The organism is Polynucleobacter sp. MWH-Creno-3A4 (assembly GCF_018881885.1).
Lineage (GTDB): Bacteria > Pseudomonadota > Gammaproteobacteria > Burkholderiales > Burkholderiaceae > Polynucleobacter.
On the sequence record NZ_JACXSA010000001.1, the window covers coordinates 835304 to 858362 of the forward strand.

Genomic DNA, 23059 nt, shown 5'->3' on the forward strand with positions numbered 1-23059 from the left:
GAATGCTTAGCTGTCGCCCAGGGCGGCGAGCAGTTCTGCTTGGTGCTCAGAGGCTAAAGCATTGCACAGATCATCAATGTCACCATCCATCATGGCATCTATTTTGTAGAGTGTGAGATTGATGCGGTGGTCAGTGATGCGTCCTTGTGGAAAGTTATAAGTACGGATGCGATCACTTCGATCACCCGAGCCAATCAGGGATTTTCGGGTTTGGGCTTCAAGCTGATGCTTCTCACGCTCACGCGCATCCATAATCCGAGAGACTAAGACTTTCATAGCCTGCTCACGATTGCGATGTTGGCTGCGATCATCCTGGCATTCCACTACTGTGCCGGTTGGTAAGTGGGTGATGCGGACAGCAGAATCGGTTTTATTGATGTGTTGGCCACCAGCACCAGAGGCGCGGAACGTATCTATGCGTAACTCAGCAGGATTAATCTTCACCGCCTCTAATTCATCCGCCTCGGGCATCACGGCTACGGTACAAGCTGATGTATGAATACGTCCCTGAGTTTCTGTCTGGGGAACGCGTTGTACGCGATGCCCTCCAGACTCAAACTTGAGGCGAGAATAAACAGATTGACCAACCAAACGGAGGACAACCTCTTTATATCCACCCAAGTCAGATTCAGCGGCACTCACAACCTCTACTTTCCAGCCTTGACGTTCTGCAAAGCGGGTGTACATACGCAAAAGATCGCCAGCAAAGAGGGCGCTTTCATCACCACCAGTTCCTGCTCGTATTTCTAAGAAGACATTGCGCTCATCATTTTCATCTTTAGGTAGTAGTAGCTTTTGCAAATTTCCTTCAAGGGCTTCCATGGTAGCTAAGGCTTCTTTTTGCTCCTCATCGGCAAAGTCCTTCATATCTGGATCTTTACGCATCTCTTCTGCGGCCGCTGCATCCGCCTCGGCTTGCTTGTAGAGGCCAAATTGCTCAACCACAGTCGCGATATCAGAATGTTCACGCGTGAGTTTCCGATAGGCATCCATATCTTTGGTTGCTTCTTCGGAAGTTAACAGGGAATTAAGTTCGGCTAAGCGCGTGTCTAGATGTTCTAGCTTAGCCCGCATGCTAGGCTTCATCTAATGATCTTCTGGCTTAGAGTGGGAGGCGAATAGTTTAGGTAAGAGCTTAATGAGGGCATCACGTTCTGCCCCATTGGAATGTTGTAGGGCATGAAGCGAGCCATGTAAAAATTTATTGGTCAAACCTTGTGCCATGGCATTGAGCACTTCTTGCGGGTCTTCACCACGCATGAGACGTTTCATGGCGCGCTCTAACTCAAGTTGTCTGAGGCGCTCACCTTGCTGCTGGATATCTTGAATGATTGGTACGGTATTGCGTCCTTGCATCCAATGCATGAAGTTACCAACCCGATCTTCAATAATGGCTTCTGCTTGACTGACTGCAGCTTGGCGTAAGTTAGCGCCAGTTTGAATCATCACACCCAAATCATCTACGGTGTATAGATAGACATCGTCCAAGCGAGAGATCTCGGGCTCAAAGTCACGAGGTACGGCAAGATCAATCATGACCATCGGCTTATGGCGGCGTTGTTTCAGAGCACTTTCGACCATCCCTAGACCAATAATGGGTAAAGAGGATGCTGTACTGGAAACAATAATGTCAAATTCATGGAGGCGGCCAGGAAGTTCTGAAAGCTTAAAGGACTGGGCGTCAATACCTTGAGCGGAAATGGAGTCTGCTAATTCTTGACCACGTTCAATCGTGCGGTTGGCGATCACTACATTTTTTGGTTTACGTGCAACAAAATGCGTCGCGCAAAGCGAGATCATGTCGCCAGCACCAATAAACAAAATACGCTGATCAGAAATCTTTTCAAAGATTCTTTCGGTAAGACGAACTGAGGCAGCTGCCATTGAAATCGAATGGGCGCCAATTTCAGTAGAACCACGCACTTCTTTTGCTACTGCAAATGTTTTCTGAAAAAGTTGATTGAGGTAGGTTCCCAATACGCCCGCATCATTTGCAGTCCGAACTGCATCTTTCATTTGTCCCAAAATTTGGGTCTCACCAATCACCATAGAATCTAAGCCACAGGCAACCCTAAAGGCATGTCGTACGGCATCAGATTGGGGTAGTGAATATATATGCGGCTGAAGACTGGTCGTTGATACCTGTTGGGTTTTGGCTAGCCAGTCAAAAGTAGCTTCATGAAGGAGGCCCGCAGCACTGTCATCATTTGCTGCGCAGTAAACCTCGGTACGATTACAAGTTGACAAGATGGTTGCTTCAGGCAGGCCGGTCTGATTCGCGCCAACCAAATGTTGGCGTAAATCGTGCAACGCTTCTTGAAGAAATTCGGGGTCAAAGGCGACCTTTTCCCGAATGGCGACCGGCGCTGTGTGATGATTGATGCCGAGTGTCAACAACTTCATAATGGTGATTATAGATTTGATGGCAGCATTAATGGGGGCAACGATGGGGTTTTTGGCTTTTCTGGTGATTGGGGGGATATCCGGGGCTTCCGCTTGGATTTTTTATCCTGGGCAAGCTGGCCGACTAAAGGCAGGCAAGCTTTTACTGACTGCCTTTATGGGCTTTTTGGCGGCTACTGTGAGCTCCTACCTTGGGCAATATCTGGGATTTTTTCAGTCAGGGCAAATGCTGGAGTGGCTCAGCGCCATTTTTGCCTCTTGTTTGGTGGGCTGTATTTTTACTGCTTTAGTGAAATAGGTCTGCTTGATCTGTTGAAGCAATCCACCGAATCTCTTCTTTGCCAAACTGTTTTAGCCATTGGTTGGTCTTGGTGAAGTGCCCACAGCTTGCTTTAGCGCCAGGCTCTAAAAAAGGCTGATTAGTCTTATATACGCCCAAGCCTGAAGGGTGTGATGATTGCAAAATAAATTGATCCTTGCCTGCTTCTATCAGCGGGAGTTTGGATTGAGCATGTCCACCCCATAGCATCCAAACCAAATGCGGTTTTTGCAATGCAAGATTTGTAATCAATTGATCCACAAAGCCTTTCCATCCCAGATTAGCGTGACTACCTGCTTCTCCCAGTCGAACACTCAAGGCGGTATTGAGTAATAACACCCCTTGCTTTGCCCAATGTTGTAAATCTCCATTTGGTAAATTGCCAAAGCCTTCGAGCATGAGTGCTTTGCTGATGTTACGTAATGAACTGGGAAACTCGCGAGAGTTTGTAGGGATATTTTTGGGGATCGAAAATGCAAGACCTTGTGCAAGGCCAGGGGAGTGATAAGGATCCTGCCCAAGAATCACAACCTTAGTGGATGCTACAGATGTCAAATCTAAGGCTTTAAAAAAATGACTAGGCTCAGGTCGAATCATTTTTGGATCAGCATCAAGGACGGCTTGTAAATTGCTTTGCAATGTATTCCAAGCATCAGAATCTAGATAGTCGCCTAATAATTTGCGCCAATCTTCCGGTATGTTGTCTTTAGAAAAAGTAGACACTAGAAAAGTCAATTAGATTAAGTTTTGGCGCTATTGGCAATGAGCTCATACTGGGCGGGTAATTGATTCGGATTCAAGCTCGCAATACGCTCATGTTCCAAGTCATCTCGATAGAAGCAGAAATGAATATTTTGGCCTTCCATAAGACTGCCAAGTACCTTATCAATACGGGCGCCCGTAATGCGTTGACCATTGATGCTAGCCAGAAGGTCACCAGGCGCTAGACCCGCCGACTGCGCTACTCCACTATCCAGTACATGGGTTATTTTTAGCCAGCCGTTAACATCAGTGTGACGCATCCCAAGCTGTAACTTGATCTTCTCCAACTTAGATGATGATTTTGTTTTCACTGATACGAATTTCGACGCGATCCACTTTTGAATCGGGATATCTTCAGTACCAAAAATATAGCGAGTCTTGATTTCATTCCAAGTCTTGGAAAAATCTGTGCCGATAGCTTCAAGCACCAAATCGTCTAATCCATTCTCGGCAATGCCCTCAAGGGTGACACCATGCTTTTGCCAAACAAGACGCATGAGATTATCTAGTGATTTTTGATTTTTCGAGAATGCCCGAATTTGTAAATCAAGCCCAAGTGCCAGTAGTGCACCTTTGCCGTAATAGCTAACTACAGCATTCGGGGTGTTCTCGTCGGTTTGGTAATACTTAGTCCAGGCATCAAATGAGCTATCAGCAAGACTTTGTTTATTTCTGCCAGGCCCGCGCAGGATAGCATTCCAGTTATTCGTCACCAAATCTAAATAGGTTTGAAGATCAATACGTTTGCTACGCAAAAGTTGCAAATCGTCGTAGTAACTTGTAAAGCCTTCGAATAACCAAAGTAAACGAGTGTGATTCCGTTGGCTCAGATCATAGGGTTGAAATGCTTTCGCTTGGATTCGCTTGACTAACCAGGCGTGGAAATATTCATGGCTGCATAAGCCCAAAAAATCGCGGTAAGCAGTTTCATCTAATGGTGTGTCGCGTTGAGGAATTTGATCACGGCGACACAGTAATGCTGTGCTATCACGATGCTCGAGGCCGCCGTAACCATTTAACACTGCATTGACCAAAAAGAGATAGCGACTAAAGGGCGCTTGCTTTGTTTTTGGTTCAAAGAGATTGATTGTGCAGTTGCAGATCGCTTGGAGATCTTGTGAAAGTCGCTTTGCATCGACTGGGTGAATGCATCCTTGAATTGCCATGCTATGCGGCGTGCCATTGGAGACCCACTGAACCAGCTGAAATTCACCCATGGCTACAGGGTGGTCCAGAAGATCGGCATAGTTTTGTGCAAGATAAAAACCAAAGCCTCGATCATCGGTTTTGACTGATCTTAGGGTAGTTTGGATTGACCAGTGAGCGGCAAACTCAGTCTCGGGGGGGGCGATTGCGAGTGAGCAAGGTAAATCTGACTGACCTTTGACTTCTAAACATAAGCTGCTCGCATTGAAGAATGCACGCTCAGTGTCGAGATAGGCTGCACGCACGGAAGAATCATAGGCGTAGATCGTAGTGAGGATTTCTACTGCACCATTGACCTTAGGTAATCGCCATTGATCATTATTCATTCTCTCCAACAACAGTTTCTTTTTGGTTTGAGTCGAATACGCCTCAATCGATTCAATATGCTTACTAAAATCCCGAATCAAATAACTTCCCGGAATCCAAGCAGGCATTTGCAATACCTGACCTTCTGAGTCCGGGTTTGCAATCTGCAATTTCACCTGATAGCGGTGCCCATGTAAATCGGCTGGCCATACCGTGTATTGGATTGCAGGAAGATGAGTTACGGTTGTCATATTTATTTAAGGGAGCCCAATTTCTTTTCAATATCGGCGATTTGAACTGCACCAGGAAAACGACTGCCGTCGGCAAAAAATAGCGTTGGTGTGCCAGTAATCCCATAGGTTTTCGCAAAGGCTAGATTTTTATCAAGGGGTGTACTGCAATCCGTTTTGCCACTTGGACCTACTCCATTGACCATCCAATCAATGTAAGACTTATAGGGATCTGCGGAGCACCAAATTTGCTTTGATTTCTGGGCTGAATCTGCAGATAAGATCGGAATCAGATAGGTATAAATTGTGACGTTATCCAATTGCTGTAAAGATTTCTCTAGGCGTTTGCAGTAGCCACAATTGGGATCAGAAAAGACTGCCAGTTGACGACTGCCATTGCCTCGGACGTTTTTGATGGCGTTGGCTTGATTCAAATCGGCCCACTTAATACGATTCAAATCAGATTGCCTTTGCTCGGTAATATTTTTACCGCTAGATAACTCAATGATCTCGCCTTGGATCAGGTATTTACCAGACGCGTCTGTATAAAAAATCTCATTTCCCACCAAAACTTCATATAAACCTGTCACTGGCGAGCTAGTGACACTTCTCACTTTTGTGTTTGTCCCTAACTTTTTCTGTATCTCTGTTTTGATCTGCTGTTCAGCTTGCGCATTGGCAAATCCAGAGCAAAGTAGGGTAGCAAGAAAAATACTCAATACAGATAACAATTTAATCAAAATCAATTTCTCCGAGGGCGCGCTCAATGAGACGCTGTTTGATGAAGTGGCTTTTGTTCACAAGACCAAGGCCCCAATTACGTAGATGGCGCTCTGTATTGCTACTAGCAGAAAATAATTTCTTTAGCTTATCGGTAACCCAAAGTAGTGCACTTGTATCACCCTGTCTTTGACGCTCATAGCGGCGGAGTAATACCGTATCACTGGGTGACCGAAAAGATTCACGTTTTCCCAGAATGTTGAGAAGCACCGCAACATCCCGTAAGCCCAAGTTCAAGCCTTGCCCCGCTAGGGGATGCATCACATGGGCAGCGTCCCCAATGAGAACAACCTTGGGAGTAGATTCGGGGCCGATAAAGCGCTCTGCACGAATCTTTCTTAATGGAAATCCTGCGGGGGTTGAATTCAGCGTGAGATCTCCTAATTGCTTCAGAATAGCGCCCTTGGCAATTAAGCTAAAACGCTCTTGCCATTGGGCTTGATTCAGCTTTAATAAGTCGGCGGCATGCTCAGGTGAGGTAGACCACACCATAGATATTTGTTTGCCAGGTAAAGGCAGCATTGCGACAATATCGCCACCTGGCAAGAACCATTGATAAGCGGTTTCTAAGTGGGGGTATGTACAAATCCAATTGGCAACAACTGCACTTTGTGAATAACTCTCTTCGCTCGTAGTAATGCCAAGCGATGCTCGAATAGGTGAGTTGGCGCCATCGGCAGCAATCACTAATTGCGCATGAATAGACTCACCATTTTTTAAATGCAGCGTACTTCCATCTGCATCAACATCTATTCTGTCGACAGCATCGTTAATTCGCTCCAATTTATTTTGGAAGCGGGACGCTTGATCAAGGGTGTGTTCAATTAAATTAGATTCACCGATCCAGGCAAGTTGTGGTGTTCCAGCTTCGAATGCAGAAAGGTGGAGTTGATCTTGCAATTCGCCACGATCGCCAAAGATGCGCATATCCCGTACTGCTTGCATGCGGGTGTGATCTAGCGCATCCCAAATTTGTAGATGGGCGAGCAGTTTTTGAGTGCTTGGTGAAAAAGCATAGATTCTTTGGCCCCATTGAGAGCCTTGGGGGCTTGTAATGGCCTGCTCGAGATCTGGGGCGATCTCGATGGTTTGTAAACCTATTTGGGCTAACCCGAGGGCACAGGCCTTGCCCACAATGCCTCCGCCAATAACAACGACATCCGCAGAGCGCTTTTTGGCCGAATGGGTAGAGGATTTGGAGGGCTTGTTTTGGTGAGCTTCTGACATAACTCGATGATATCGAAACCAGCCCCTTTACAATAAGCCCATGTCTTTGAAATGTGGCATCGTCGGCCTGCCTAACGTCGGCAAATCTACCCTCTTTAATGCGCTTACCAAGGCTGGAATCGCAGCGGAAAACTATCCTTTCTGCACGATTGAGCCTAATGTGGGCGTAGTTGAGGTTCCTGACCCCCGTCTTGCTGCCTTAGCCGAGATCGTCAAGCCCGAGCGCGTTTTGCCTGCCGCCGTGGAATTTGTCGATATTGCGGGCTTAGTGGCGGGAGCTTCTAAGGGTGAAGGCCTCGGAAATCAATTTTTAGCCAATATTCGCGAAACAGATGCAATTACTCATGTGGTGCGCTGTTTTGAGGATGCGAATGTTATTCACGTGGCTGGCAAAGTGGATCCTATTGCTGATATCGGCGTCATTGACACCGAGTTGGCTCTCTCCGATTTAGCTACTGTGGAGAAAACGCTTAGCCGTTCTACTAAAGCAGCTAAGTCGGGTAATGATAAAGAGGCTGCTGCTTTAGTTGCCGTTCTGACCAAGGTGCAAGCCCATCTCGATTCAGCACTGCCAGTGCGCAGCCTAAATTTGAGCGAGGAGGAGCTCCTCCTAATTAAACCTTTGTGTTTAATTACTGCAAAGCCAGCAATGTACGTCGCTAACGTCAAAGAAGACGGCTTCACTAATAATCCGCATCTTGAGGCAGTAAAGCAGCACGCTGCAAAAGAAAAGGCCCCAGTCGTTGCTGTCTGTGCAGCGATTGAAGCAGAGATTGCAGATTTAGATGATGCTGATAAAACAGAGTTTTTGGCTGACTTAGGTATGGAAGAGCCTGGCTTAGACCGCGTGATTCGTGCGGGCTATTCTTTATTGGGCTTGCAGACTTACTTTACTGCTGGGGTTAAAGAAGTTCGCGCTTGGACTATTCACCAGGGTGATACAGCTCCACAAGCAGCTGGTGTAATTCATACGGACTTCGAGCGTGGATTTATCCGAGCACAAACGATTGCCTATGAAGACTTCATTCAGTTTAAGGGTGAATCAGGCGCTAAAGAGGCTGGCAAGATGCGCGCTGAGGGTAAGGAATACGTCGTTAAAGATGGAGACGTACTGAACTTCTTATTTAATGTTTAATTAAGCAGCTTTAATTGCTTTCTCAAGACATTTAGAGATTTCTTCATAGCGTTTCAGGGCTAATTTGGTAGGCACGACCTCTTTCTTGCGCCCATCAGCGTTTGCAACCATCTTGATATAACCCATAGCGCTGAGATTTTTCAGGCGACCATGTAATGTTGCTTGAGAACCAAGCTCTGAGAGGGCAATTAAATCACCTACCAAGATAGATTCTTTTGTATGTGCACAGTTAACAATCTTATCTAGCAAGTTTTCTTCAATACCATCTAATTTTTTGCCGGGGTTCATTCGATCTAAGGCATCGATCAAATTGAGAAAGCGAAGATAAGAAAGCGGCTTATTGGTTGCCATAATGTCTCGAAGGTTAATTTTCTTGTTGTGCAATAAAACTTGGGTTACAGCTAGTATATTCCCTAATAAGGCTCTTCGCTGATGAGATGTGTTGCGCAAATGAATAGGTTGATAATTAAAGCAATGTCTAAAATTTCAGCAATTTTTTCTGAGACGTTTTTTGGGTTTGCCATCAGCGCCCTGACTTACGCATCTCTTTTCTATTTCAATAACTGGCTTACCAGTGAGCTCACTTTTAGTCTTGGTGTCAATTGGATTTATTTGCCTGCTGGCCTTCGCTTGTTTTTAACGCTGATTTTTGGCCTGCCGGGGGCTATTGGCATTGCTCTAAGCTCATTCTTAATTAGCTACTATGGCGACTTCCCGCATGATTTGAGTGTGTGCATCGGCATTGGCCTGATCTCTGGATTTGCCCCTTACCTTGCCAGGGTTCTAGTAATCAGGAATATTCAGCTGGCACCCGACTTAAGCGACCTCAATATGCCAAAGTTACTGGGTTGTATTTTGGTATATGCCGCCTTGAGCGCTGGGGCACATCAAGTGTGGTTCACTCTCTCAGGCTTTGAAGATGCTGGTAGCCTCAATCACTTTTTGGTGATGTTTATTGGCGATGTATTGGGTTCAATACTGCTCATTGCATTGATTAAATACTGCTTAGATAGCTTGAAGAGGTTTATGAAAACAGCTCATTAAGAGCGATGCCTGGATCTGGCGCACGCATAAAGGCCTCGCCAACTAAGAATGCATTGATGTGGTTGTCACGCATTCGTTGTACGTCAGCACGATTCAATATCCCGGATTCAGTTACCAAGGTCTTATTACTTGGAACCATAGATAAAAGTGAGAGAGTAGTTTCTAGAGTGACATCAAAGGTCTTCAGGTTGCGATTATTGATTCCCACTAAAGATGTTTTGAGTTCTAGGGCCTGCTCTAGCTCTGGAGCATTATGAACTTCAACTAAAACGTCGAGACCTAATTCGTGGGCACACGCTTCGAGCTCTTTCATCTGGTTGAGCTCCAGGCAGGCGACGATTAACAAAATAGCATCTGCACCAATCGCACGAGCCTCATAGATTTGATAGGGATCGATGGTGAAATCCTTGCGCAGCACGGGAATGCCGCAAGCAGATCTCGCCTCTTTTAGGTAGGCATTGCAACCTTGAAAGTAGTCGATATCCGTCAGTACGGATAAGCAGGCCGCGCCATATTTTTCATAAGATTGGGCAATTTCTGCTGGTTTGAAGTGCTCTCGCAAAATCCCTTTACTAGGGCTTGCTTTTTTAATCTCAGTAATGACGCCCGCTTTGCCTTGTGCAATCTTATTGTTGATGGCGTCGATAAAGCCGCGGGGCTTCAGCAAAGCATCTTGATTATTTGACTGCGCGAGATCACGTTGATTAGCTAGTGAAATTTGCTTTGAGATGTTTGCAATCTCAATCTTCTTGGTTGCAACAATTTTGTTGAGAATATCGCTCATAGGAAATTATTTAGATTGGGTTGCAGCAATAAATTCGTCTAACTTCTGACGGGCTGCGCCGGATGCAATTGCTGCTTTGGCCATTGCGACTCCTGAGCCAATATCTTTAGCGACCCCAGCGACATAGAGGGTGGCGCCGGCGTTCAAGCAGACAATATCGCTTGCTGCGCTAGGCTTGTTATCGATTACATCTAAAACAATATTCTTGGATTCTTCAGCGTTGGCAACTTTGAAGCTTATGGTAGGCGCGGTGCTGAGTCCAAAATCTTTTGGTTGAATTTCATATTCGCGTACTACTCCATCTTTGAGCTCACCAACAAGTGTGGGGCCCTCAAGAGAGATCTCATCTAAACCGTCGCGACCATAGACCACTAATGCATGCTCCATACCCAGAGCTTGCAATACCCGCGCTTGAATGCCAACAAGATCTGGATGAAATACGCCCATCAGAATACGTTTCGCATCTGCGGGGTTAGTAAGAGGCCCCAAGATGTTGAAAATCGTGCGAACGCCCAACTGCTTACGAATAGGCACTACATTTTTCATGGCGGGATGATGGTTGGGGGCAAACATGAAGCCAGCTCCCACTGTGGCGATGCATTTGGCAACTTGTTCTGCAGAGAGATTGAGATTTACCCCCAAAGCTTCCAGAACATCGGCACTGCCAGATTTACTGCTGACACTCCGGTTACCGTGTTTTGCAATTTTTGCTCCAGCCGCTGCCGCCACAAACATGGCTGCAGTCGAAATATTGAAGGTATGTGCGCCATCGCCACCAGTGCCCACAACATCAACTAGGTGAGTGCGATCACCAATATGCACAGGAGTAGCAAATTCCCGCATGACTTGTGCAGCAGCAGCGATTTCTCCAACGGTTTCTTTTTTTGTGCGTAAGGCTACTAATAGTCCAGCCACAAGCTCAGGTGGCATTTCGCCACTCATGATGAGCCGCATCATGGCGGTCATCTCGTCATGAAACAGTTCACGATGTTCAATGCAGCGTTGTAATGCTTCTTGTGGAGTAATAGGCATCGGACGTTTATTTAGTTTGTAAAAAATTCTTTAGCAGGGCATGGCCATGCTCAGAAAGAATAGATTCAGGGTGAAATTGCACGCCTTCCACTGCAAGTTCACGGTGACGCACTCCCATAATCTCGCCATCAGAAGAGGTAGCTGTTACTTCCAACATAGCCGGCAAAGAGCTTTTCTCAATGGCCAGTGAATGATAGCGAGTGACCTTGAATGGATCAGGCAGGTTTTGGAAAACACCCACACCAGTGTGATGAATAAAGTCAGTCTTACCATGCATCACTTTTTGAGCACGAATGACTTTGCCGCCAAAGGCTTCACCAATAGCTTGATGACCAAGACATACTCCCAAAATTGGTATCTGTCCTGCATAGCGTTTGATGGTCTCCACTGAGATACCTGCCTCAGCTGGGCTGCACGGTCCAGGGGAGATACAGATTCTGGCAGGATTGAGTTTCGCAATCTCATCCACTGCAATTTCATCATTACGAAAGACTTTCACCTCTTCTCCTAGCTCAGCAAAATACTGCACAAGGTTATAGGTAAATGAATCGTAGTTATCAATCATTAGGAGCATCAAGTCCTCCTTGTACTAGTTCTGCGGCAGTCAAAACTGCGCGTGCTTTAGCTTCAGTTTCTTTCCACTCAGCAGTAGGATCGGAGTCCGCGACTACGCCAGCACCAGCTTGGGAATGCAGCATACCGTTACGAATCACACCAGTACGAATAGCAATCGCTACATCCATATCTCCCGAGAAAGAAAGATAGCCTACTGCACCACCATAAACTCCGCGCTTTACAATTTCCATCTCATCAATGATTTCCATGGCACGAATTTTTGGTGCGCCGGAGAGTGTCCCCGCAGGGAAGGTTGCTCGTAACACGTCCATATTGCTCATATTATCGAGAAGATCACCCTCTACCGAGCTCACAATATGTTGTACGTGGGAGTACTTCTCAATTGACATGGAATCCGTGACTTTTACTGAGCCAGTTTTTGCGATTCTGCCAACATCATTACGGGCAAGGTCAATCAGCATCACGTGCTCAGCGATTTCCTTAGGGTCGGCTAAGAGCTCTTTAGCAAGACGTTCATCTTCTTCAGGGTTGGCACCCCGTGGGCGTGTTCCAGCTAAAGGACGAATGGTCACAATCTTTTCTGCAGCACGCTTTTCTTGTCGTACCAAAATTTCTGGGGAGGAGCCCACAATCTGCATATCTCCAAAGTCATAGAAATACATATAGGGCGAGGGATTTAGGGAGCGAAGTGCTCTGTATAAAGCCAATGGGGACTCAGTAAAGGGTTTACTAATGCGTTGACCAATGACCACTTGCATGCAGTCGCCAGCCAAAATATATTCTTTGGTTTTGCGGACTGCATCTTCAAAATCAGCCGCCTTAAATTTGCGAAGCAATTCTGTTTTGGTGCTTGGCAATGATGCTGGCATATTGGTTTGCTTACCGAGACAGGCAAGCAATTCTTTTAAGCGCTGCTGCGCCTTGTCAAAACTATCAGCAATACTAGGGTCCGCATAGACAATCAAATAAATTTTGCCAGCCACGTTGTCGATCACTGCAAGTTCTTCAGTCAACATCAATTGGATATCAGGAACACCCAGTTCGTCAGGTAAAGCATGTGTAGCTAAGCGTGCTTCAATATAGCGAACGGTATCGTAACCAAAGTAGCCAGCAAGACCACCGCAAAAACGGGGCAAGCCTGGTTGAAGAGCAACTTTAAAACGCTTGAAATAGGCATCAACAAAATCCAGTGGATTATCAGTATTACTCTCAACCACTTTTCCATCGGTAAGTACTTCGTTCAGAGGTGCTATTGGCGTACCAACTGTTCTGAGGATGGTTCTTGCAGGTAGACCAATAAAAGAGAAGCGACCAAAGCGCTCGCCACCCAAAACTGACTCTAGTAGATAAGTATTTTTTGTCCCAAAGGCCAGGCTGAGCTTGACGTAGAGCGATAGAGGTGTTTCTAAATCGGCAAGCACTTCTTTGACTAGAGGAATGCGATTGAAGCCCTGTTGGGCTAAGGCATTAAATTCTTCAAGCTGCATTAGGCTTTTCCTAACTTACCTAATTCTGAGTGCATCGCTTCAATGACTTTTGCGTAATTCTCTTTACCAAAAATTGCAGAGCCTGCAACAAAAGTATCTGCACCTGCTTGTGCAACTTGGCCAATGTTATCCACCTTAATGCCACCATCGACTTCAAGACGAATGTGGCGTCCAGTTTCAGCTTGATAGCGGTCGAGACGTTCGCGCACTTGTGCGATCTTATGAAGGGTACTCGGAATAAATGATTGCCCGCCAAAGCCAGGGTTGACTGACATCAGAAGCACTAGGTCAAGTAATTCCAAAGTGTGATCTAAATGATCAAGTGGAGTTGCGGGATTTAATACAAGACCCGCTTGGCAACCTTGATCACGAATAAGGTTCAGTGTGCGATTTACATGAGGACTGGCCTCAGGATGAAAGCTAATTAAATTTGCTCCCGCTTTTGCAAAATCAGGAACGATGCGATCTACAGGTTCAATCATTAAATGCACATCGATCACAGCGGGTTTGCCATTTTTAGTAGCATGTGGGCGGATAGCCTCGCAAACTAATGGACCAATAGTCAAATTGGGAACGTAATGGTTATCCATCACATCAAAGTGAATCCAATCGGCACCAGCCAGCAAAACGTCTTGGACCTCTTTGCCTAGGCAGGCAAAATCCGCCGACAAAATGGATGGGGCTATAACAAATTGGCTATTTAAGGATGAATTTTGGCTTTCCATCCCTAGATTCTAGCTTGCAGTTGGCCTTGGGATGGAGCAGAATTCGATCATGAATCCCCATGAAATGAGTATTACGGTCAAAGCCCAGTACCTTCCTGAGCAATCTGACCCCGATAACCGCCAATTTTCCTTTGCCTATACGGTCACTATCCGAAATACTGGAACAGCCAGTATTCAGTTAATTGCCCGCCATTGGCTCATTACCGATGGTGATAACGATGTCCAAGAGGTTCGTGGCTTGGGTGTGGTTGGGCAGCAGCCTTTATTGCGGGGTGGAGAGCAATTTGAGTACACCAGTTGGGCAACATTGCCAACACCAGCTGGAACGATGCGTGGAGAGTATTTTTGCGTAACGGAAGAGGCACAGTTTTTTCAGGCACCCATTCCTGAATTTGCCCTTGTGATGCCTCGCACGCTACATTAGCAGCGTATAAAAACTATTTTTTGCCCTTGCCAGTCCAAAGGACAATAAATAATAAGAGCCCCAAGGCAATAGCGCCTTCAATCACAAAAAGCAGCATGGGGTATTCATCGAGTAAATTGGCAATCATGATTTCTAAATGTAAATTATTTCCAGCAAGTGTATTCGCAATTTTGATTGCTGCCTTGATCGCTGGCTGTTCAACACCCCCGACTCGTGGAACGGGTTATCGCTCCGGCGGATCGGGTGGTCCCCCAAGCACTTACAGTTCTTCGATTGCGACCTTTAGTGCAGTTTCATGGCAGGCTGTGCCGGGGTGGCAGGAAGATGATCTATTGCAAGCTTGGCCTGCATGGCTCAGAAGTTGCGACGCCCTACGTAAGCGTGGTGGCGAAGTGAATTGGCGGCAGGTGTGCTCCCAGACTACTAATGTAGCTAGTCGTGATACGCGAGCTATCCGTCAATATTTCGAAAGCAATTTTCAGGCTTATGAAATTCGCAATAGCGCTGGAAGTGAAACCGGTTTAATTACAGGCTACTACGAGCCTTTAATGGAGGGTTCTCAAACTCGTACAAGTACTTATACCGTCCCGCTATATGCCTATCCCAATGCCTGGAAAAAATCTCGACCAAATCCTGGCCCAACCCGTACAGAGCTGATGAGCTCAGGGATTCTTCAGGGTTCAGAAATTGCTTGGGTTCAAGACCCAGTAGCAGCAGCCTCTTTGCAAATTCAGGGGTCTGGAAAGATTCGCTTACCAGATGGCCGCATCATGAGATTGGGGTTTGCAGGAACCAATGAGCAGCCCTTCAAATCTTCAGCGCAGTGGTTACTAGATCGCAAGGAAATTACGCGCAGTGAAGCAACAATGCAAGGCATTTCTCAATGGGCTAAACGCAACCCAGATCGTGTCAATGAAATGCTCAATGCCAACCCTCGCTTTGTGTTCTTTAAAGAGTTGCCAAGTAGCATGGATGAGAATTTAGGTCCCATAGGCGCGCTAGGCGTTCCTTTAACTAGCGAGCGTAGCATAGCAGTAGATTTGCAAGCGATGCCATTAGGGGCGCCTGTATTCTTATCCACTACAAAACCTTTAAGTAATCAGACCTTGCAAAAATTAGTCATGGCGCAAGATACAGGTAAGGCCATTGTCGGGGGCGTTAGAGCTGACTATTATTGGGGTTCTGGGGAGTCTGCTGGAGAAATTGCTGGCCGTATGAAACAAAATGGCAAGATGTGGTTATTGTTACCGCGTTAATTAATGGATCTTAAATAGAAAGAAATTGATGAGCTACAAAACAATTTTGACAGAAGTAGAGGGCAAGGTTGCCATGGTTACCTTAAATCGCCCCGAGGTTCTCAATGCGCTAAATGATCAATTAATGGACGAGCTTGGCGCGGCATTGCTGAGTTTTGATGCAGATGACAATATTGGTTGCATCATTGTGACTGGTAGTGAAAAAGCATTTGCTGCTGGCGCAGATATTGCATCCATGGCGAAGTATGGTTTAAAGGATGTTTATCGTGATGATTTCATTACCCGTAATTGGGAAACCATTCGAAAAATTCGTAAACCGGTAATTGCAGCCGTCTCTGGTTATGCGCTTGGTGGGGGCTGTGAGTTGGCCATGATGTGCGACACAATCATGGCAGCAGATAATGCCAAGTTTGCCCAGCCAGAAGTAAAGCTTGGCATTATTCCAGGGGCTGGCGGGACACAACGTTTACCACGTGCGATCTCTAAAGCGAAAGCCATGGATTTGGCTTTAACTGGTCGCATGATGGATGCTGCAGAGGCTGAGCGCTCAGGTTTAGTAGCGAGAGTATTTCCTAAAGCTGAACTATTAAAAGAAGTTAAAGCCATCGCCAAAGAGATTGCTGACATGCCTTTGCTAACTGCGATGATGGTGAAAGAGGCTGTGAATACAGCTTATGAAACAACTCTCTCCGAAGGAATCCATTTTGAGCGTCGTTTATTCCATGCTTGCTTTGGAACGAATGATCAAAAAGAGGGAATGGCAGCATTCATGGAAAAACGCCCTGCGAAATTTACCAATTCTTAAGCTTGGATTATTTTTCTAGATAGCGCTGAGCTAGTTTGACCCAATAGCTCACGCCGATCGGAATCAAAGCGTCATTGAAGTCATAAGAGGGATTGTGTAGATGGCATGGTCCCATGCCATGCCCTACAGAGCGGTGATCCCCATCACCATTACCCAGAAACACGTAGCATCCAGGCTTTTCAAGCAACATAAATGCAAAATCTTCTGCGCCCATAGTGGGGTCAATTGCTGTATCGACATTTTGCTTGCCCACTAATTCGCTCATCACTTCACTGGCAAATTCGACTTCAGCCTCATGATTGATTAGTGGTGGATAGTTTCGAGAAAAGATAATTTCTGCCTGGCAATCGAATGCGGTCGCAACATTATGGGAAATTTCTCGCAAGCGCTCTTCCATTAAGTCGAGTACTTCAAGCGTAAAGGTTCTAATCGTGCCGCCAATGAAGGCGCTATCCGGGATCACATTGCTAGTCTCGCCCGCATGAAATTGCGTCACTGATAGCACTGCGGCATCAACAGGGCGCTTGTTACGGGTGATGATGCTCTGTAATGCTAGTACTACTTGTGCGCCAGTGAGCACTGGGTCGGCACTATTGTGAGGAAGTGCGGCGTGACCACCTTTGCCGGTGATAGTAATTTCAAAAGAATTGCTTGAGGCCATCATGGGGCCTGCTGTCACGCCAAAGTGACCTGCGGCTAAGCCCGGCCAGTTATGCAAACCAAAGACAGCATCGCAAGGAAATTGCTTAAAGAGTCCATCTTTGATCATTTCATTTGCACCAGCACCACCTTCTTCGGCGGGTTGGAAAATAAAAATGATGCTCCCCTTGAAGTCTCGGTGATTAGAAAGATATTGCGCAGCACCCAAAAGCATTGCAGTGTGACCATCATGTCCACAAGCATGCATCTTTCCAACATTGCGGGATGCGTGTGCAAAATTATTGTGCTCTTGTAAGGGCAGCGCATCCATATCAGCGCGCAAACCAATCATCTTGCCCGGGCCTAAGTCGCCATCTAAGCGACCCACGACACCAGTTTTCCCCATACCGCGGTAAACGGATATACCCCAGCTTGATAGTGCTTCAGCTACGAGATCAGCCGTGCGGTTCTCTTCGAAACGCAATTCTGGATGAGCATGAATATTGCGACGAATGTCTTGGATAGATTCTGCAGAATCCAGGATTTCAGGGAGTAAATGCATGCCTTCATCTTATCTGAAAGTCATTCCGCATGCACTTTTACACCGCTATAAGGATGAATTTAAGGTGCTGGCAATCGAATATGCTGTGCTGCAAAATTAAGGGCTTCGATAGAGTAGGGTTGATTTTGTAGCTTTTGAAGATCCTTAGGTAATGTCGGAATGTTTCCTAAAAAAGGAGCATGAATTCTAGATTGCAAGGTTTGGATATTTTCATTTAAGAATGGCATTTCAATTAATGGAGAATTTGCAATCCAACCAGCAATTGTTAATTTGCGAGATTGGATTGCCTCTAGAGTGAGCAGTGCGTGATTGATACAACCCAACTTCATGCCGACCACCAAAATGACTGGGAAACCAAGCTGCTGGGCAAAATCACCAAGATCCTCTTGATCATTGATCGGAGTTAAGAGCCCACCCGCACCTTCGACGACAACATAATCACATTGCTTTTGAACGACATGAAGCGCTTGCATGATGGTTTGCATCTCCAGCCGCAAGTTATCTTTAGCGGCCACTAAATGTGGGGCAGCGGGGGCATCCAGCACGTAAGGGCACAAAGTTAGATCACCTGGGGATAGCCTAGAGGCTAATCGAAGCGTTTCTAAATCTTCATTCAGAACTTGGCCATTTGAGTTTTTGAAGGTTCCTGCAACAACAGGCTTAAATCCAATTGCGTTAATGCCCTGATCACGCAGCTTCACAATGAGCGCGCCACTCACCAGGGTTTTGCCAACCTCCGTATCAGACCCAGTTACGAAAAAATTCATGCGATTACTCATGAAGATGCTTGCTCGATCACTGTTTGCTCGATTGAATTTAAAGTCTTCATGAGTTTTTGTAAATCTTCAAGACTGTGATTAGCTGAAAAGGTAATACGTAAGCGCGCACTACCAACCGGAACGGTTGGCGGACGTATTGCTGGAATCCAATAACCCGCTTCATCTAGCAATTTAGCTGCCAGTAGTGCATTGGCATTGCTACCAAGAACGACAGGTTGAATCGGCGTGCAAGATGGAACTTTTTGCCAGCTTGTGAACACCATTTCGTCTCGCCACATGTTGATTAATTGGCTTAGTTGGGTACGGCGTCGAGCACCTTCATCACTCTCAATAATTTCTAGGCTCTTTAGTAGGGCATGTGCAATGGCTGGCGGAGTTGCAGTGCTGTAAATATAGGGACGCCCTTTTTGTATCAGCCACTCTATAAAGGTGTCTTGAGCGCAAATGAATGCTCCACTGACGCCCGCAGCCTTACCTAGGGTGCCAATATAAATAATTCGATCGGAATGAATATTTTCCTGCTCCAAAATGCCGTGACCAGATTTACCTAGCACTCCAAAGCCATGCGCATCATCCACTAAGAGCAGAGCATCGTATTGCTCGGCAATTTTCAGCAGCTCTCTAACTGGTGCGAGGTCTCCATCCATGCTAAAAACACCATCCGTTACGATGAGTTTTAGCGCTTTACTGTCTAGACTGAGTTGCTCAATCAGAGAGCTAAGGTCAGTGTGATCAAACAAGCTAACACTTGCGCTCGACTGAGCGCTTGCAAGGCGGACGCCATCAATCAAAGAGGCGTGATTGAGTTTGGCAGAGTAAATGCTCGCACCCTTTGGGGGTGCAAGTCGAATCAGGCCTGTAATTGCAGCAAGATTAGCTAAGTATCCAGTGCTAAAAAATAAGGCACGGGCTTGAGGAATATGCTCTTTTTGAAAAGTAGCTAATTTGTCTTCTAGTAATTCATGGGCAGCACTATGGCCACTAATTAAATGAGATGCGCCACTACCAACTCCATATTTTTCAGCGCCCTGTGCTAGTGTTTTTATAAGTTCAGGGTGGTTGGCAAGACCTAAATAATCATTACTACAAAACGCTTTAAGCTCCCTGTCGCCAACGATGGCATTGACATCACAAGGCGATTGAGTGGCACGTAAAGTGCGCTTCAGAAGTTGTGAGTCCAGCTCTTCAATCTGTTCTTGAGCCAGGTTTAGGGCTGTAAATACTTTTTTCATGCGAGAGTTTTCTCCAGCGCACTTTGAACTGCAGCACCCATTTGCTTTGTCTCGTCAGCAGACAAGATATAGGGCGGCATGACATAAATCGTATTGCCAATGGGTCTAATCAAAATGCCCTGAGTTAAGCCATTCGCAAACATCTCACGTGCAAAGAGGCTTGGGTTTTTGATGGCAGAAGTTTTGACATCAAAAGCCAAAATCATTCCTTGTTGGCGCCAATGCTCGATACGAGAATCTGCTTTTGCCCATGTAAAAGCATTTGCTAAATCTTGTGAGAGAAGACTATTTTTTTCTAAAACATGTTCAGTTTCAAAAATATTTAAGCAAGCTAGAGCTGCAGCGCAAGCTAATGGATTTCCAGTATAAGAGTGGGAGTGAAGAAAGCCCTGTTGTGTTTGGTCGCTATAAAAAGCGCGATAGATAGAATCCTTAGTGAGGCAAAGAGAAAGCGGTAGATAGCCTCCGCTAATGCCTTTAGATAAGGTTAAAAAATCGGGCCAAATACCGGCATGCTCACAGGCAAAAAATCGACCGCTTCGGCCGCAGCCCACCGCAATCTCATCTGCTATCAGATGAACTTCATAGCGATTGCATAAATCTCTTGCTAGACGAAGATATTCAGGCGAATACATAGCCATTTGTCCCGCGCATTGCACCAAGGGTTCGATGATGATGGCAGCAATCTGTTCATGTTCTTTTTGAAGCAGTTGTTCAAGCTCACTGGCCGCATGTTGAGCAACTTGCTCTGCGCTCTCACTAATATTTGCCTTACGTGCATCAGGTGATGCAACGGTGAAAACATCCTGTAGCAGTGATCCGTAAGCCTCGCGGAAGATGGCAACGTCAGTGACTGCTAATGCCCCTAGTGTCTCTCCGTGATACCCATTTTCTAAGCAAACAAATTTTTTCTTTTGAGGTTTGCCTTTGAGTTGCCAAAAGTGGTGACTCATCTTTAAGGCAATCTCTACTGCAGAGGCACCATCAGAAGCATAGAAAGAGTGGCCTAAATTGCCGCCAGTTAGTGCGGAGAGTTTTTCAGACAACTCAACAACGGGAGCATGAGTAAAGCCTGCCAGCATCACATGCTCAATCTTTTCTAATTGATCGATGATGGCTTGATTGATTTGAGGATTGGAGTGGCCGAATAGATTTGTCCACCATGAACTAATGCAATCAAGCAGAGCATTTCCCTGCTCATCGTAAAGCCATGCACCCTTACCTTTGCTAATCCCCACCAGAGGAAAGGATTCATGGTGTTTCATCTGAGTGCAGGGGTGCCAAACGGCAGCGAGGCTGCGATCAACGAGACTGGGTTGATTTAAATCAGAAATATCCTTCATGTTTGATATTTGACCACTAGTTTTTCCAATTTCCGGCTTGTATCTGTTATGTTTATGCCTTGAATTGATCTATTTTCTGGAATTTGCCCATGTTGGACGCCCAAACTGTTGAAAAACCGCTTACCTTAGTCAAATCTAAGGCAAATTTACGTAAAGAGGTCGATGCCTCTGGTGAATGGACAGTCGCGCAAATAGAGGCTTTATTTGACTTGCCTTTCAATGAATTAATGAGCAAAGCCCAAGAAACACATAAAGTGAATTTCCCTGAGGGCGATGTGGAATTGGCAACATTGCTCTCCATCAAGACAGGCGGCTGTCCCGAGGACTGCGGTTACTGCCCACAGGCTGCCCGCTATGACACCGATGTCAAAGCAGAAAAACTCATGGGCTTGGAAGAGGTTTTAGAGGCTGCTAAAGCAGCTAAAGCAGCTGGCTCAAATCGTTTTTGCATGGGCGCCGCCTGGCGTGAGCCTAAGGATCGGGATATTGAAAAAGTCACTGCGATGATCAAAGGTGTCAAAGCCTTGGGTCTTGAGACTTGCGCTACCTTAGGCATGCTGGAGGCCGATCAGGCCCAGGCACTGCAAGAGGCTGGCTTGGATTTTTACAATCACAATCTAGATACGAGTGAAGACTTTTATCGTTCCGTGATCTCTACACGGGGCTATCAAGATCGTCTGGATACTATTTCAAACGTTCGTGCTGCAGGGATGTCTGTGTGCTGTGGCGGTATTGTGGGCATGGGGGAATCTCGCGAACAACGTGCTGCTTTCCTTGCTCGCTTAGCGAATCTCAGCCCCTATCCTGAGTCAGTGCCGATTAACCATCTCGTGCCAGTTGCAGGCACTCCCCTAGCCGATCAAAAGCCTTTAGACCCCTTGGAATTCGTGAGAACAATCGCTGTTGCCAGAATCACTATGCCCAAGGCACGTGTGCGTTTATCTGCTGGTAGACAAGAGCTGGGAAGAGCTGTGCAGGCCATGTGCTTTCTGGCTGGAGCCAATTCCATCTTCTATGGTGAGCAGTTACTCACAACCGGCAACCCTGAGGCAGAGCAAGATCGCGCGCTATTGGCAGAATTGGGGCTTAAGACTAAGCAAAGTTGTAAAGCTGAGGTTTTGGTCTAATTTTTTCGGTTTATGGCCCTCATCGACCGTTTCATTATTGAATTTGACACTGCGCTGCGCTCGGTTGTAGGTGGGGCGAATGCGGGGCGGCCAACGCCTGGCTCAGAAGTGGGAGTAACGACAGCTCTTGATGCTGCTGAGCGAAAGCATGCTGCCGGCTTGATGCGCGTGAATCACGTTGGTGAGGTCTGTGCTCAAGCACTCTATCAATCACAAAAATTAGCTGCCAGAAATTCGCAAATTCAACAGATGCTAGATCACTCTGGTCAAGAAGAAATGGATCACTTGGCTTGGTGTGAAACACGTCTTAAAGAGTTGGGTTCGCACACGAGTTATCTCAATCCTTTTTGGTATGCCGGATCCTTTGCAATCGGCTTGGTGGCTGGCTTAGCGGGCGATCAATGGAGCTTAGGTTTTGTTGCAGAAACTGAAAAGCAAGTCGAGAATCATTTAGAAAGTCATCTCCAAAAGTTGCCCGAAACAGATCAACGTTCACGCGCTATTGTTGATCAAATGCGCATGGATGAAATTGCACATGGACAAGCAGCTTTGCATGCAGGCGGTGTTAGCTTGCCAGAGCCAATTCAGAAAATTATGCAAGCGATGTCAAAACTCATGACGACAACTGCTTACAAAATTTAAAATAAATCAAAGCAATTACATTTAACGATTATTTTTTTAAAGTCATTTTTTAGAATACTGTTTTTAAATACAGTATATTTAGGCATTATCTGGCCTTATAGCTAAGACCTATTCTTAAGTATATTTTCCAAGCCATTGTTTCAAGTAGCTATTTTATTATCAGTATTTTCTCAGGACATGACGCTAAGTGTTTGTAAACACTAGAGAAATTCCCAAAAAAATCCCCAAAAACAC

24 protein-coding genes are annotated in these 23059 nt (G+C 46.0%); 8 read left to right on the top strand and 16 right to left on the bottom strand.

Features of this window, described 5'->3' with window-relative positions; all coding sequences use genetic code 11:
* Positions 1–6: 6 nt before the first annotated feature.
* Both prfA and hemA read right to left on the bottom strand, forming a co-directional pair.
* Positions 7–1086 carry a peptide chain release factor 1 gene (gene prfA / locus IEN92_RS04250; RefSeq protein ID WP_216160864.1) on the bottom strand — a complete coding sequence of 360 codons (1080 nt, stop codon included), beginning with the start codon at positions 1084–1086 and terminating at the stop codon, positions 7–9.
* Complete coding sequence (hemA, locus tag IEN92_RS04255; RefSeq protein ID WP_216160866.1) at positions 1087–2403, bottom strand: glutamyl-tRNA reductase; 1317 nt, start codon at positions 2401–2403, stop codon at positions 1087–1089. It abuts the gene before it with no gap.
* Position 2404: 1 nt separating this feature from the next.
* On the opposite strand from hemA, the gene IEN92_RS04260 reads away from it, so the two are divergent.
* A complete protein-coding gene (locus tag IEN92_RS04260; protein WP_255539755.1) occupies positions 2405–2701 on the top strand; it encodes a hypothetical protein in 297 nt (98 codons plus the stop codon).
* Here the strand turns inward: IEN92_RS04260 and IEN92_RS04265 are convergent.
* Genes IEN92_RS04265 through IEN92_RS04280 form a run of 4 tightly spaced genes read right to left on the bottom strand, consistent with a single transcriptional unit; the run spans position 2690 to position 7233 of the window.
* The gene (locus IEN92_RS04265; RefSeq protein ID WP_216160869.1) at positions 2690–3445 is read right to left on the bottom strand and encodes a uracil-DNA glycosylase; all 756 of its coding nucleotides are present in this window, start codon (positions 3443–3445) and stop codon (positions 2690–2692) included. The genes IEN92_RS04260 and IEN92_RS04265 overlap by 12 nt on opposite strands.
* Before the next feature lie 17 nt (positions 3446–3462).
* Positions 3463–5247: a M61 family metallopeptidase gene (locus IEN92_RS04270; protein ID WP_216160872.1), complete on the bottom strand. Its 1785-nt coding sequence runs from the start codon at positions 5245–5247 to the stop codon at positions 3463–3465.
* A 2-nt stretch (positions 5248–5249) separates the two neighbouring features.
* The gene (locus tag IEN92_RS04275) at positions 5250–5966 is read right to left on the bottom strand and encodes a DsbC family protein (protein ID WP_216160875.1); all 717 of its coding nucleotides are present in this window, start codon (positions 5964–5966) and stop codon (positions 5250–5252) included.
* Positions 5959–7233 (bottom strand): FAD-dependent monooxygenase, encoded by a 1275-nt coding sequence (locus IEN92_RS04280; protein WP_216160877.1) that lies wholly within the window; start codon positions 7231–7233, stop codon positions 5959–5961. The genes IEN92_RS04275 and IEN92_RS04280 overlap by 8 nt, the downstream gene beginning before the upstream one ends.
* A 40-nt stretch (positions 7234–7273) precedes the next feature.
* Here IEN92_RS04280 and ychF point away from each other — a divergent pair, with 40 nt between their 5' ends.
* Entirely contained in the window at positions 7274–8368 is a 1095-nt protein-coding gene (gene ychF / locus IEN92_RS04285; protein ID WP_215374855.1) for a redox-regulated ATPase YchF, read from the top strand.
* On the opposite strand, the gene IEN92_RS04290 is transcribed toward ychF, so the two are convergent.
* On the bottom strand, positions 8369–8719 hold the full coding sequence (locus IEN92_RS04290) for a hypothetical protein (RefSeq protein ID WP_216160880.1): 351 nt from the start codon (positions 8717–8719) through the stop codon (positions 8369–8371).
* A 123-nt stretch (positions 8720–8842) separates the two neighbouring features.
* On the opposite strand from IEN92_RS04290, the gene IEN92_RS04295 reads away from it, so the two are divergent.
* Complete coding sequence (locus IEN92_RS04295) at positions 8843–9412, top strand: hypothetical protein (protein ID WP_216160883.1); 570 nt, start codon at positions 8843–8845, stop codon at positions 9410–9412.
* On the opposite strand, the gene trpC is transcribed toward IEN92_RS04295, so the two are convergent.
* From trpC to rpe, 5 genes are read right to left on the bottom strand one after another with little or no spacing between them, the layout of a single operon-like run.
* Positions 9393–10196, bottom strand: a complete 804-nt coding sequence (gene trpC, locus IEN92_RS04300) for an indole-3-glycerol phosphate synthase TrpC (RefSeq protein WP_215374864.1) — start codon at positions 10194–10196, stop codon at positions 9393–9395. The two genes, IEN92_RS04295 and trpC, sit on opposite strands and share 20 nt — an antisense overlap.
* 6 nt (positions 10197–10202) lie before the next feature.
* Positions 10203–11228 (bottom strand): anthranilate phosphoribosyltransferase, encoded by a 1026-nt coding sequence (gene trpD, locus IEN92_RS04305; protein ID WP_216160886.1) that lies wholly within the window; start codon positions 11226–11228, stop codon positions 10203–10205.
* A 7-nt stretch (positions 11229–11235) separates the two neighbouring features.
* Positions 11236–11802: an aminodeoxychorismate/anthranilate synthase component II gene (locus IEN92_RS04310; protein ID WP_215374870.1), complete on the bottom strand. Its 567-nt coding sequence runs from the start codon at positions 11800–11802 to the stop codon at positions 11236–11238.
* A complete protein-coding gene (gene trpE, locus IEN92_RS04315; RefSeq protein WP_216160889.1) occupies positions 11786–13291 on the bottom strand; it encodes an anthranilate synthase component I in 1506 nt (501 codons plus the stop codon). Before trpE ends, IEN92_RS04310 begins: the two co-directional genes overlap by 17 nt.
* Positions 13291–14016, bottom strand: coding sequence for a ribulose-phosphate 3-epimerase (rpe, locus tag IEN92_RS04320; protein WP_215374876.1), 726 nt, complete (start codon positions 14014–14016; stop codon positions 13291–13293). Before rpe ends, trpE begins: the two co-directional genes overlap by 1 nt.
* Positions 14017–14065: 49 nt before the next feature.
* Between rpe and apaG the strand changes: the two genes are divergently transcribed.
* From apaG to IEN92_RS04335, 3 genes are all read left to right on the top strand, one after another.
* A complete protein-coding gene (gene apaG, locus IEN92_RS04325; protein ID WP_216160891.1) occupies positions 14066–14440 on the top strand; it encodes a Co2+/Mg2+ efflux protein ApaG in 375 nt (124 codons plus the stop codon).
* Positions 14441–14565: 125 nt separating this feature from the next.
* The gene (locus IEN92_RS04330) at positions 14566–15696 is read left to right on the top strand and encodes a murein transglycosylase A (protein ID WP_216160893.1); all 1131 of its coding nucleotides are present in this window, start codon (positions 14566–14568) and stop codon (positions 15694–15696) included.
* 28 nt (positions 15697–15724) lie between these two features.
* Positions 15725–16501, top strand: coding sequence for an enoyl-CoA hydratase (locus tag IEN92_RS04335; protein ID WP_216160895.1), 777 nt, complete (start codon positions 15725–15727; stop codon positions 16499–16501).
* Positions 16502–16508: 7 nt separating this feature from the next.
* Here IEN92_RS04335 and IEN92_RS04340 read toward each other — a convergent pair whose 3' ends face one another.
* From IEN92_RS04340 to bioA, 4 genes are read right to left on the bottom strand one after another with little or no spacing between them, the layout of a single operon-like run.
* Positions 16509–17702 carry a M20 aminoacylase family protein gene (locus IEN92_RS04340; protein ID WP_216160898.1) on the bottom strand — a complete coding sequence of 398 codons (1194 nt, stop codon included), beginning with the start codon at positions 17700–17702 and terminating at the stop codon, positions 16509–16511.
* Between the two features lie 59 nt (positions 17703–17761).
* Positions 17762–18469 carry a dethiobiotin synthase gene (gene bioD / locus IEN92_RS04345; RefSeq protein ID WP_255539758.1) on the bottom strand — a complete coding sequence of 236 codons (708 nt, stop codon included), beginning with the start codon at positions 18467–18469 and terminating at the stop codon, positions 17762–17764.
* An 8-nt stretch (positions 18470–18477) separates the two neighbouring features.
* Positions 18478–19713: an 8-amino-7-oxononanoate synthase gene (gene bioF / locus IEN92_RS04350; protein ID WP_216160903.1), complete on the bottom strand. Its 1236-nt coding sequence runs from the start codon at positions 19711–19713 to the stop codon at positions 18478–18480.
* A complete protein-coding gene (bioA, locus tag IEN92_RS04355; protein WP_216160907.1) occupies positions 19710–21056 on the bottom strand; it encodes an adenosylmethionine--8-amino-7-oxononanoate transaminase in 1347 nt (448 codons plus the stop codon). Before bioA ends, bioF begins: the two co-directional genes overlap by 4 nt.
* Positions 21057–21145: 89 nt before the next feature.
* Here bioA and bioB point away from each other — a divergent pair, with 89 nt between their 5' ends.
* Both bioB and coq7 read left to right on the top strand, forming a co-directional pair.
* Entirely contained in the window at positions 21146–22183 is a 1038-nt protein-coding gene (gene bioB, locus IEN92_RS04360) for a biotin synthase BioB (protein ID WP_216160911.1), read from the top strand.
* Between the two features lie 12 nt (positions 22184–22195).
* On the top strand, positions 22196–22825 hold the full coding sequence (gene coq7 / locus IEN92_RS04365) for a 2-polyprenyl-3-methyl-6-methoxy-1,4-benzoquinone monooxygenase (protein ID WP_216160914.1): 630 nt from the start codon (positions 22196–22198) through the stop codon (positions 22823–22825).
* Positions 22826–23059 lie beyond the last annotated feature (234 nt).